This window comes from Blattabacterium cuenoti, from assembly GCF_014251335.1.
Lineage (GTDB): Bacteria > Bacteroidota > Bacteroidia > Flavobacteriales > Blattabacteriaceae > Blattabacterium > Blattabacterium cuenoti_G.
The window spans coordinates 253,368-265,806 of the sequence record NZ_CP059186.1; the positions used below are offsets into that span (position 1 = coordinate 253,368).

A 12,439-nucleotide genomic window follows, 5' to 3' on the forward strand; every position below is an offset into this window, starting at 1 on the left:
ATTTTCAAGAGACTTTTTTTGAATTTGAATGAGAAGATATATATATACTCACTTGATAAAGTATTAAAAGAGGAATTAAGACTATGATTGTACTTAAAATATCTCCAGGTGTTATGGCAGAAGCTATAACTAACATAATCAAGAAAGCATGTTTTCTATATTTTTTTAAAAATGAATAAGATATTAATTCCATTTTAGTAAGAAAAAATATGAAAAATGGAAATAAAAAAATGATTCCCATGGAAAACACTGAATGTACAATTAAAGATATATAATCTGATAAATCAAATATATTTTTCGGAATAGAACTTATTCTAAAAGAATATCCAAAATGAATTAAAAATGGACATAATATAAAATACCCGAAAAGAATTCCTAACAAAAACAGAAAAGTGACCATAATCAATATCCATATTGAATATTTTTTTTCTTTATCCGAAAGAGCCGGTTTTATGAATTTCCAAAATTCATAAAAAACATAAGGAAAAGATAAAATGATTCCTCCTATGAAACAAGTCCATACATAAATATTGAATTGACCAAATATCTGTCTATTCTGTATCTCCAAATTTTTATATAAAAAAGAAACGGAGTTCAAATGGATCCCTAATCCTAAAAAAGAATTTACTAATTTGTAAAATATACGGTAGGTAATGAAATCTGTTTTTGCTGGGCCAAAAAGAATACAATCAAATATAATATTTCTATTATTCATTAAAATAATCATTGAAATGATTATTGCGCAAAAACAATGAATTATATGTTTTCTTAATTCCTCAATATGTTTCCAAAACGGCATTTTGCTTTCGTTCATCAAAATTAAATTTTTTAAATAAAAAAATATTTTTTTTCAATATAATATCTTAAATTTCATATAAATGAAATTAAAATGTGGAATTATAGGTCTTCCAAATACAGGAAAGTCAACATTTTTTAATCTGATTTCCAAGTCCAAAGTTTTATCAGATAATTTTCCTTTTTCTACCATAGAACCAAATTATGGAGTTACACAAGTTCCAGATGAAAGACTACATGAACTCAAAAGAATCATTAATCCAACAAAAATTATTCCATCCGAAATAAAAATAGTAGATATAGCTGGATTAATTAAGGGATCGCATAAGGGGGAAGGTTTAGGTAATCGATTTTTATCTCATATTCGTGAAACAAATGTCATTATCCACATGATACGGTTTTTCCACGATATAAGTGTCCTTCATGTAGAAGGATCTGTAAACCCTATTAGGGATAAAGAAATTATTGATATGGAATTACAGTTTAAAGATCTAGAAACAATAGAAAAAAGATTAGAAAAAGTCACTAAAAAAAATCAAATCAATAAATCTACACATGTACTAAAAAAAATTTTTTCTTTTTTAAAAGAAGGAAAAAATATTAGAATGTATTCATTTCAAGAAAATGATGAAGAATATATAAAAGATTTACAGTTATTAACTGTAAAGCCTGTTATTTATGTATGTAATATAGACCATGAGTTAAATTACAAAACTAATTTACATATAGAAAATATGAAAAAAATAGTAAAAATGGAAAATTCTACTTTGGTAATTTTATCATTGAAAAAAACTTGTATAGGAATTGATCAAGTACTGAAAAAAACCTATGAATTATTAAACTTACAAAGTTTTTTTACAGTAGGAAAAAAAGAAATTCGATCTTGGTCTGTTCCCAATCCATGCACTGTTTATGAAGCTTCTTCAGTTATTCATACAGATTTTAAAAAAGGATTTATTCGTGCAAAAGTTATCCATTATGATGATTTTATCAAATATGGATCTGAAGAAAATGCAAAAAAAAAAGGAAAAATATTATTAGCAGGAAAAAATTATCTCATTCAGGATGGAGATATTATTCACTTTAGATTTAATCAATGAAAAATTGATTATTAATATTAATAGCCTGTAAAGTTTCAAAAATAAGTAAGACAGCTTGTTCTACATCTTTTTTATGAACCATTTCTACTGTGGTATGCATATATTTAAGAGGAATGGAAATTAAAGCAGACAATACCCCCTTATTGGAATAAGCAAAAGCATCTGTATCTGTCCCCGTGTATCTAGATGATACTAAACGTTGAAAATATATTTTTTTACTGTTAGCAGTATTAATAATCAATTCTCTAACATTTTTGTGTATTGAAGGAGCATATCCAATGACAGGCCCCAATCCGCATCTAACATCACCTTGTATTTTTTTATCAATCATAGGAGTATAAGTGTCATGTGTAACATCTGTAACAATAGCTACATTGGGTTGTATAGTTTGAGATATCATTTTAGCCCCTTTTAATCCTACTTCTTCTTGAACTGAATTCACTATGTATAATCCAAATTTTAAATCAATACTATTTTTTATTATCATCTTTGCTACTTCTGCTATAATAAAACCTCCTATTTTATTATCTAATGCTCTAGATACAAAATAATTGTTATTCATAATAAAAAACTTATCAGGATAAGTAATCACACAACCTACATGAACCCCCATATTAATTGCTTCAATTTTACTGGAAACACCAATATCTACAAATATATTATCTACATTAGGAGATTTTTCTTCTGAAATTTTTCTTGTATGAATTGCAGGCCATCCAAATACTCCATGTACAAATCCTTTTTCCGTATGAATGATTACTCTTTTAGATGGTGCGATTTGGTGATCGGATCCTCCATTCCGAGATACATATATGATCCCTTCTTCTGTGATATAATTAACATACCATGATATTTCATCAACATGAGCTTCAATAATTAATTTGTATGGAGAATTAGAGTTAATGATTCCTACTGCTGTACCATATAAATCGGTTTGTATTTTTTCTACATAAGAACTAATATGATTAATCCATATTTTTTGTCCTGCATCCTCATATCCTGTTGGAGAATATTCATTCAAATATTTTTCAAGAAATTTAATAGAATTACTATCAATTGAATATGAATCATTACTCATACCTTATATCTATTTTTAAAATTAAACTAAATTTTTTAATATTATTTTATTGAATACTAATAATAATAATAAAATACTAAATTAAACAAAAATATATCCTTTAAATATGAATTTAGCACTTCCGGTTAAAGAGATATTTTTATATTCATTTTTTATTTTTGTTAATGAAACCCATAATTTTCCTCCAAGAGTTTGAACTAAAATTCCTTCAACATTATCTTTTATTTTATTAGTTTCACATGCAGCAATAACAGCGGCAACAACTCCTGTTCCACAAGATAAAGTTTCATTTTCTACTCCTCTCTCATAAGTACGTACTTGTAGCGTATTATTTTCAAGTATTTTTACAAAATTTACATTAACTCCTTTTTCCAAATAAGGACTTTGAAATCTAATTTTTTTTCCTTCTTTATACACATTTTTTTCTTTTATATTCTCTACAAAAAGAATATGATGTGGAGAGCCTGTATTTAAAAAAACGTATTTTTTATGAATTTCTATTGTATTTTTATCTATATTAAGTAGATTAATGGAAACTAAATTATCCTTTATAAATCCATTATGGTATCCATCTATAGCTCTGAAATAAATTTTATTTTTTTTTGTGATTCCTAATTTCTTAGCAAAAGAAATCGCACATCTTCCCCCATTTCCACACATTGTGCTTTCTTTTCCATCGGAATTATAATATTTCATATAAAAGTCACTTTTGTATTCATCATCATTTTTAATCAAAATAATTCCATCGGCTCCAATTCCAAAATGTCTATCACATAATTTTTTGAACAAAAAAGGGTTTTCTATTTTTTCTTGTCTAGAATCTATGAGTATGAAATCATTTCCCGTACCTTGATATTTATAAAAACTCAATTCCATAATAACGAAGTTAATATTATTTTTTGAACTGTAAAATTATTAATTTCCATATATTTGTTTTGTTTTATTAATTAAAAATCACTAATAAAAAAAATATGAAGAAAATAGTTTTTTATATTGTACTGAGCAGTATTATGAGTTCAATAATAACTGTTGCTGCATATAAACAATACGCTAAAGAAGAAACTTCACTTTTTCCATATACAACAACATCTCCTTTAGCAAGGACAAAGTTTACCTCATCAGATTCTTCATCATTGGTTAGTTCTGCTGGATTTCCTGATTTTACCAGAGTTGTATCTAAAACCATACATGCAGTAGTCAATGTAAAAAATTATTCAAAAAAATATAATAATCAATTTGATCCATTTGATTTCTTTTTTGGATTTCCTGATGATTTTGGAAATAGTAGAGGAAGAAAACCTCAAAGAAATGATACACCTGGACTTCATGGATCTGGAGTCATCATATCTCCTGATGGATATATTGTTACTAATAATCATGTTATAAAAGATGCAGAAAAAATAGAAATATCTCTTAGCGATCAAAGAACTTATAAAGCTAAATTAATAGGAACTGATTCTAGTACAGATATAGCTTTATTAAAAATTAATGAAAAAAATTTACCTTTCATTTATTTTTCGGATTCTAATAAAGTACAAGTAGGAGAGTGGGTTCTAGCGATAGGAAATCCTTTTGATTTAAACTCAACTGTTACAGCAGGTATCATAAGTGCCAAAAATAGAAGTTTGGGGATATTAAGAGGAGAAACACAATCAGCCATTGAATCTTTTTTTCAAACAGATGCAGCCGTAAATCCTGGAAATAGCGGAGGAGCTTTAATTAACGCTAATGGGGAATTAATTGGAATTAACACGGCTATTTCTTCAGCTTCAGGAAATTTTATAGGATATAGTTTTGCTGCTCCTTCTAACTTGGTAGCAAAAGTAATACAAGATATCAAAAAATACGGGACCGTACAACGTGCATATTTAGGAGTGAGAGGAATGGATCTTTCTAAAACAGAATATTTAAAAGCTTATAATAAAGAAACACATCAAAATATAAAATCACAACAGGGTTTTTTAATAGGAGAAGTCTTTGAAAAAAGTGGGGCTTCAGATGCTGGACTTAAAAAAGGAGATATCATAAAAAGCATAGATGGAAAACTTATACAAAACGTTGCAGATTTATCATTTATTGTAGGGACGAAATATCCAGGGGATAAAGTTAAAGTAAATGTTATACGAAACAGACAGAAAAAAACTTTTAACGTTATTTTAAAAGATTTGCAAGGAAGAACAAAAATAAGAACTAAGGAGGAAATTACTCCATCTGAATTATTAGGAGCAATATTTGAACCACTTAGTTCAGAGTATAAAAAAGATTTTGGAATTGGTTATGGTATTAGAATTGTAGAGATAAGAACAGGTCGTTTAAGTGCTATAGGTTTAGAAGAAGGAGATATTATTTTATCTATTAATGGGGAAAAAATGAAAAAACCTCATGATGTTGATAGAGTTTTAAAAAAATACTCAGGAGACGTGACCATAAAATCTATCAAACAAAATGGACAAGTGTATATAGCAGGATTTGAAATGAATTAATTCAATTCATACTTCTATTCCTATAAAATAACAATGTAATTATGCCATAAATAACATTGGGGAGCCAAACGGCTAAATAAGAAGGAATATAATCCTTGTTAGAATATGTTTTTGTGATTTCTATAAAAAAAATATAAAAAAAAGCTAATATAATTCCTATAATCATATTATAAGCTATTTCTCCTTTTTTTCTTTTTGTAGATATGGATAAACCTAAAAAAGTGAATATTAAAGTAGAAAAAGGGAGACTTGTTCTTTGATAATATTCATTTAAATGCATATTCATATTTTTTTTGTTTCCTTCTGTATCAATGAATTTTTTCAATTCATGAATATTCATAGTTTCTGCTATATATTCCTCTGGTAAAAATTGTTCCGGTGTTATGGGAAATTTTTTTATCTTATAATTTCCTATATTTAAAGAATCATGATTTTTTTTGATTATAGTTTCTCTATAATCAAAAAAAATATATATTCTATGTTTTTTGGCCCAAAAAATGTTTTTAGATTTTAGAATGTATATTAGTTTTTTTCCATTAAACTTTTGATATACACATTTTTTTCCTATATTTTTTTTTCTTGAAAAATTTTGAATAAAAATATACTCATTTTTTGAAATTTGAGTACTTATCGTTTGATTTTTTTCATATTTATTTTTATATCTTGGGCTTAACAAATATTGATAATGAAATTGATTTTTTTTTTTGTTAGCTACAGGTAAAAAATAATAATTTATTATTAAAGCGACTCCTCCTATCATAATAGCTGAGATCAAGTAAGGAAGCGTTAATCTTCTAAAACTAATGCCACTTGATAGAATTGCTGTGATTTCTGAATTATGAGTTAATTTAGATGTGAAAAAAATAACAGATAAAAAAACGGAAATAGGAGAAAAAGTATTCATTAACCATATGGACCAAAAAGGATAATAATAAATTAAAGCCTCTTTAATTGATCCTTGATTATTTTCTAAACGATGCATCCGTTGAGAAATGTCTATAATGACAGATAGAAATTGTATAGAAACAGTAATAAATATGAAAGTACTAATGAAATTACGAATAATATAACGATCAATAATTTTCATATTTTTTATAAACGTTCTTGTAACAAAGGAATCATATCTTTTTTCCAAGATAAAAATTCATTGCGCATGATATGAATTTTTGCTTCTTGAAGTAGATGAAAATAAAAAGAAAGATTATGTATAGAAGCGATTTCTTTTGCTAAATTATCTCTAGATAAAAAAAGATGTCTTACATATGATTTACTATATAATTGATCTACATAAGAATTTCCGAATTCATCTAAACAGGAATAATCTTTCTCCCATTTTTTATTTTTTATATTCATGATTCCTTTCCATGTAAATAACATTCCATGACGTCCATTTCTTGTAGGTATAACACAATCGAACATGTCTATTCCAAGAGAAATTCCTTCTATAAGATCTGCAGGATACCCAACTCCCATTAAATACCTAGGTTTTTCTTTAGGTAAAATGTCTGTTAATAGATCAGTAATACTATGTGTTTGTTCTTTTTCTTCTCCTAAACTTAATCCACCTATAGCATACCCTTCTGCTTCTAAGCAGGAAATCTCTTCTATTGAATATTTTCTTAGATCTGTATAAATACTTCCTTGTATAATAGGAAAAAAACTTTGTTTATAGTTATATATTTCTGGATTATTTTGTAAATAAGAATAACATTTTTTTAACCAACGATGTGTTCTTTTTACAGATTTTTTGGCTTCTGTATGACTGCATGGAAAAGGGGGACAATCATCAAAAGCCATAATAACGTCTCCCCCTATAAAACGTTGAACTTTCATAGATGTTTCAGGAGAAAAAAAATGAAAGGATCCATTTATAATAGATTTAAATACAACCCCGTTTTCAGTAATTTTATTTAATTTTTTCATAGAAAAAATTTGAAATCCTCCACTATCTGTTAATATAGATTCCTTCCAGTTTAAAAAGGAATGAATTCCTCCGGCTTGATATAATACTTCAATTCCGGGTTGAAAATATAAATGATAAGTGTTTCCAAGAATTATTTTATACATTTTATCAAGTTCATGTGTCGGAACTGATTTAACATAACCTTTTGAAGCTACTGGCATAAAAACAGGAGTTTCTATTTTCCCATGATCCGTTTCTATAATTCCTATCCTTGCTTTGGAAAAGTTATCTATTTTAATTAAGTCAAATTTCATTTGAAAAATTTTAACGATATATGCAACATATAGTTATAAAATATAATTTCGTTCTATATAAAAATGAATTTACAATACCATCATAAACCAGTTCTTATAAAAGAAAGTATAGAAAATTTAATTACACATAAAAATGGTATTTATGTAGATGCCACATTTGGTGGAGGGGGACATTCTAATGCCATTTTGAAAAAATTAGATAAAAAAGCAACTTTGATAGCTTTGGATCAGGATAAGGAATCTATAAAAAAAAATTTCATTAAAGATAAACGTTTTCATCTATTTCACAATAATTTTATTCACATACGCGATATTTTGAATAAAAATCGTATCTATAAAATATCAGGAATATTAGCAGATTTAGGGATTTCATCTTTACAAATGGACAATATTACAAGAGGTTTTTCGAATCAATACAATTGTATTTTAGATATGAGAATGAACCAAGAATCCTTTTATTCTGCTCAAAATGTTCTAAATGAATGTTCAAAGCAAGAGTTATTTCATATATTTTATGAATATGGAGAATTTAAAAATGCAAAAAAAATTGCAGAAAAAATATTAAAAGAACGTTTAAAAAAAAATATTACGACTACTTTGGATTTAGTTCATATTTTTTTTATAAAAGGATCTTTTAAAAAAAGAAAAAGATTTTTCGCTAGACTTTTTCAATCTATACGAATAGAAGTGAATAATGAAATAAATGTTTTAAAGAATTTTTTATTAGAATCTTCTAAAATTCTTTTACCAGGAGGTAGAATCGCTATAATTTCATATCATTCTATAGAAGATAGAATCATTAAATTTTTTTTTAAAAAAGGAATCATAATAAATAAAATAAATTTTAAAACGATTCCATTCAAAATGATTCATAAAAAAGTAATTAAACCTAGTTTTCAAGAGATCATAAATAATCCACGATCTAGAAGCGCAAGATTAAGAATAGCAGAAAAAACTTAATAATGTCATAAATAAAAATGAAAACAAATGTACGAGATATCCTGAAAGGAAAATTTTTAGTTAAAGAAGATGCTTATCGTAGTTGGAATTTTATTGTTTTTATTACCATACTATCTTTAATTAGCATTACTAGTTCACATATGATGGATCGAAAAATTAGAGAAATAACTAAAATTAGTGAAGAAATCAAGGAATTAAAATCTGAATATGCAGATATTCATAGTCAATGTATGAAAATGCAATTAGCCTCTTTTATAAGAAAAAAATTAGTTAATGGATTAAAATATTTAGAATCTCCTCCATACGAATTAGTTATAAAAGATAAAAAAAAATATGGATCAGATACAATAAAATAAATAATGAAACAAAAAAGATATATTTTATTATATAAATCTTACTTAATTGGTTTTTTATTCATATTTATTGCTGCACTAATTATTTTTAATTTATTCTATATTCAAAATTATTCAGAAGGATACAAAAAATATTTTATAGAAAAAACGATTAGAACCAATTTAATTAAGGCTAAACGTGGAAATATTTATGCGTCAGACAGTAGTATTTTAGCAATGTCTGTGATAAGATATGATATTCACATTGATTTTATGTCCATATCTGATAAATTATTTCAAGAAAATATTTATTCTTTATGTAACTCTTTAGAGTTTTTATTTAGAAAACCAAAATTTTTTTTCTATAAAAAATTTCAGTATGAAAAGAAAAAAGGAAATAGATATTTTTTATTAGCAAAAAATTTAGATTATCCACATTTTAAAATATTGCGAAATTTTCCCATTTTCAATAAGGGACAAATACGAGGCGGTTTTATTGTAGAAAAAAAAATATGCAGAATTCACACATTGGAAAATATTGGAAAAAGAACATTAGGATATGATGATCATAGAGGAAAAGCAGGATTGGAAGGAGCTTTTAGCAAATATTTAAAAGGAAAGAATGGAAAAAGATTAGAACAACGTATTAGTTTTAAAATATGGAAACCATTGAAATCAGAAAACGATATTCGTCCAGAAAATGGGAAAGATGTTTATTCTACTATAGATATATATTTACAAGATATAGCCTATCATGCTTTACTCCAAGAATTGTCTATTTCTCAAGCAGATCATGGGTGTGTGGTTTTGATGGATGTAAAAAGTGGAGAAATTCCTGCTATGATCAATCTGGAAAAAACAAAGAAACATACTTACGAAGATTTAAGAAATTTTGCCGTATGGGAAGGAAGTGAACCTGGGTCTACTTTTAAAACAATGGCCATTCTGGCCGCTTTAGAAGATAAAAAAATAGATATGGATATGATTGTCAATACCAAAGGCGGAGTCATGAAATTAAGAGGAAAAAAAATACGCGATAGTCATTATAATGGATATGTTAAAATGAATCCAAAGCAAATTTTAGAATTATCTTCAAATGTGGGAATCGCGAAAATTATTTATGATAATTATAAAAAAAATCCGGAAAAATTCATAGAACACTTACGAAAATGGAAATTGGATAGAAAAATAGGAATTGACATTCCGGGGGAAAGCCTCCCTTTCATTCCAAAACCTGGAAAAAAAAATTGGAGTAGCATTACTTTACCATGGATGACTTTTGGATATAATATAAAACTAACTCCTTTACAAATACTTACTTTTTACAATGCTATTGCAAACCAGGGAAAAATGATTAAACCTTTATTTATTAGAGAAATAAAACATCATGGAAAAAGCATAAAGAAATATACAAAACCGATTGTAATGAACCCTTCTATAGCTGAAAAATCATCTTTGATTAAAATTCAAAATATGTTAGAAGGAGTCGTAAAAAATGGAACCGCTAAGAAATATTATAATCCAGAATATCCTTATGCGGGAAAAACGGGAACAACACAGTTAAATTATTGGATGAAAGGAAAACCTTTATCTTATAATAGTTCTTTTGTAGGGTATTTCCCTTCTAAAAATCCAAAATATTCTTGTATTGTCGTTATTTCAAAACCAGAAAAAGGATACTACGGTATTGAGGTCGCCGTTCCTGTATTTGACAAAATAGCTAAATCTATTTATCCTAGAATAGGAAAAAAAATACTTTTTAAAAAAAAAGAAAATCAAGAAGATTTACTATATAAAATTATAGAATCAAAAAATTTTTTTATTGATCAATCTATAATGCCGAATATTGTATCTGTTCCTGGAAAAGAAATCATCCCTATATTAGAAAATAAGGGTTTTCATATACAATATGAAGGAATAGGAAAAGTGGTGACTCAATCTGTTCAACCAGGAAAAAAATTGAAAAAAAATCAAATTATATTTTTGAAATTAGAAGAATGAAAAAACTATTAAAAGATGTTTTGAAAAAAGTACATGTATTAAAAATGATAGGAAAAAATACTTCTAAATTTATAGAAGGAATTACTATGGATTCAAGAATAGTACAACCCAATATGATTTTTTTAGCTATAAAAGGGAAAATAACAGATGGACACCAATTTATTATGAATGCGATCCAAAAAGGTGCTAATACTATAATTTGTGAAAGTAGTTTCTTACCCATTCATATTCATAAATATATCACCTATGTACTGGTTCCAAATTCTATAGAAGCTTTAGGTATTATCTCCTCTAATTTTTATGATAATCCTACAAAAAAAATAAAATTAATAGGAGTTACCGGAACAAATGGAAAAACTTCAGTAGCTACGATCCTTCATCAGTTATTTTCTAAAATGGGAGAAAAAAATATTCTTATTTCTACTATGGGTATAAAAATATTATCTATAAAATATTCTACTACACATACAACTCCAAATATTATTGATATTAATAAATATTTAAATATTTCAATAAAAAAAGGATGCAAATACGCTTTTATGGAAGTAAGTTCACATGGAATCCATCAAAAAAGAATTGCAGGATTATTATTTAGAGGAGGTGTTTTTACTAATATAACACATGATCACTTAGATTATCATAGATCTTTTGATTGTTATTTATCTATTAAAAGGCTTTTTTTTGAAAATTTATCTGAAAAAGCTTTTGCATTAATTAATTCCGATGATGAAAATTCGCATAATATAATAAAAAAAACTTTAGCTAAAACCTATTTTTATGGAATAAAAAAAAATGCCAATTTTAAAATAAAAATTTTGAAAGAAAACATTGAGGGGAATCAATTACTGATTGATGGCCATAAAATTTTTACCCATTTGATAGGAAGATTTAATATTTATAATCTATTAGCTAGTTACGCAACAGCTGTTTTATTAGGTAAAAAAAAATATGATATTTTGAAAAATATAAAATATGTTAAACCCATCAAAGGCCGTTTTGAGCAATTTATATCCAATTCTGGGATTCATGTTATTGTAGATTATGCACACAATCCAGATGGATTAAAATCTATTTTTAATACTCTTAAAATAATAAAAAAAACTTATGAAAAGTTAATTTGTATTATAGGTTGTGGAGGGGATAGAGATATAAAAAAACGTCCTTTAATGGGAAAAATTGTTTATGAAACATGTGATATATCTATTTTTACATCCGATAATCCTAGATATGAAAATATGAATAAAATATTCAATGATATGAAAAATTTTAAATCATATCTAAAAAAAAAATCTATTTTAACCTTTGTGAAACGAAAAGAAGCTATTCAAGCCGCAATTCAAATTGCTAAAAAAAAAGATATTATTCTGATAGCTGGAAAAGGACATGAAACTTTTCAAGAAATCAAAGGAATACGTTATTCTTTTAATGATATGAAAATAGCTAAAGATTTGTTAAAAACTTACGATAAGTAAG

General features: G+C 26.2%; 11 protein-coding genes. 6 read left to right on the forward strand and 5 right to left on the reverse strand.

From position 1 onward, the window contains the following. Positions 1-4: 4 nt before the first annotated feature. Complete coding sequence (gene tatC / locus H0H73_RS01205) at positions 5-814, reverse strand: twin-arginine translocase subunit TatC (protein ID WP_394798682.1); 810 nt, start codon at positions 812-814, stop codon at positions 5-7. A 64-nt stretch (positions 815-878) separates the two neighbouring features. On the opposite strand from tatC, the gene H0H73_RS01210 reads away from it, so the two are divergent. Beyond that, positions 879-1,895 carry a redox-regulated ATPase YchF gene (locus H0H73_RS01210; protein ID WP_185852376.1) on the forward strand — a complete coding sequence of 339 codons (1,017 nt, stop codon included), beginning with the start codon at positions 879-881 and terminating at the stop codon, positions 1,893-1,895. Here H0H73_RS01210 and H0H73_RS01215 read toward each other — a convergent pair. Together H0H73_RS01215 and dapF are read right to left on the reverse strand one after the other, a co-directional pair. Further along, positions 1,885-2,973, reverse strand: a complete 1,089-nt coding sequence (locus H0H73_RS01215; RefSeq protein WP_185852377.1) for a zinc-binding metallopeptidase family protein — start codon at positions 2,971-2,973, stop codon at positions 1,885-1,887. The two genes, H0H73_RS01210 and H0H73_RS01215, sit on opposite strands and share 11 nt — an antisense overlap. 81 nt (positions 2,974-3,054) lie before the next feature. Beyond that, positions 3,055-3,849: a diaminopimelate epimerase gene (dapF, locus tag H0H73_RS01220; protein WP_185852379.1), complete on the reverse strand. Its 795-nt coding sequence runs from the start codon at positions 3,847-3,849 to the stop codon at positions 3,055-3,057. A gap of 95 nt (positions 3,850-3,944) precedes the next feature. On the opposite strand from dapF, the gene H0H73_RS01225 reads away from it, so the two are divergent. Then, entirely contained in the window at positions 3,945-5,456 is a 1,512-nt protein-coding gene (locus H0H73_RS01225; RefSeq protein ID WP_185852381.1) for a Do family serine endopeptidase, read from the forward strand. A 1-nt stretch (position 5,457) separates the two neighbouring features. Here H0H73_RS01225 and H0H73_RS01230 read toward each other — a convergent pair whose 3' ends face one another. Beyond that, entirely contained in the window at positions 5,458-6,543 is a 1,086-nt protein-coding gene (locus H0H73_RS01230; protein WP_185852383.1) for an LptF/LptG family permease, read from the reverse strand. Positions 6,544-6,548: 5 nt separating this feature from the next. Further along, positions 6,549-7,673, reverse strand: coding sequence for a tRNA guanosine(34) transglycosylase Tgt (gene tgt / locus H0H73_RS01235; RefSeq protein WP_185852385.1), 1,125 nt, complete (start codon positions 7,671-7,673; stop codon positions 6,549-6,551). A gap of 63 nt (positions 7,674-7,736) precedes the next feature. Here tgt and rsmH point away from each other — a divergent pair, with 63 nt between their 5' ends. Genes rsmH through H0H73_RS01255 form a run of 4 tightly spaced genes read left to right on the forward strand, consistent with a single transcriptional unit; the run spans position 7,737 to position 12,438 of the window. Further along, a complete protein-coding gene (gene rsmH / locus H0H73_RS01240; RefSeq protein ID WP_185852387.1) occupies positions 7,737-8,633 on the forward strand; it encodes a 16S rRNA (cytosine(1402)-N(4))-methyltransferase RsmH in 897 nt (298 codons plus the stop codon). Positions 8,634-8,650: 17 nt separating this feature from the next. Continuing rightward, positions 8,651-8,989, forward strand: a complete 339-nt coding sequence (locus tag H0H73_RS01245; RefSeq protein ID WP_185852389.1) for an FtsL-like putative cell division protein — start codon at positions 8,651-8,653, stop codon at positions 8,987-8,989. Between the two features lie 3 nt (positions 8,990-8,992). Beyond that, positions 8,993-10,966, forward strand: coding sequence for a penicillin-binding protein (locus tag H0H73_RS01250; RefSeq protein ID WP_185852390.1), 1,974 nt, complete (start codon positions 8,993-8,995; stop codon positions 10,964-10,966). Further along, complete coding sequence (locus H0H73_RS01255) at positions 10,963-12,438, forward strand: UDP-N-acetylmuramoyl-L-alanyl-D-glutamate--2,6-diaminopimelate ligase (RefSeq protein ID WP_185852392.1); 1,476 nt, start codon at positions 10,963-10,965, stop codon at positions 12,436-12,438. Before H0H73_RS01250 ends, H0H73_RS01255 begins: the two co-directional genes overlap by 4 nt. The last annotated feature ends 1 nt before the right edge of the window (position 12,439 follow it).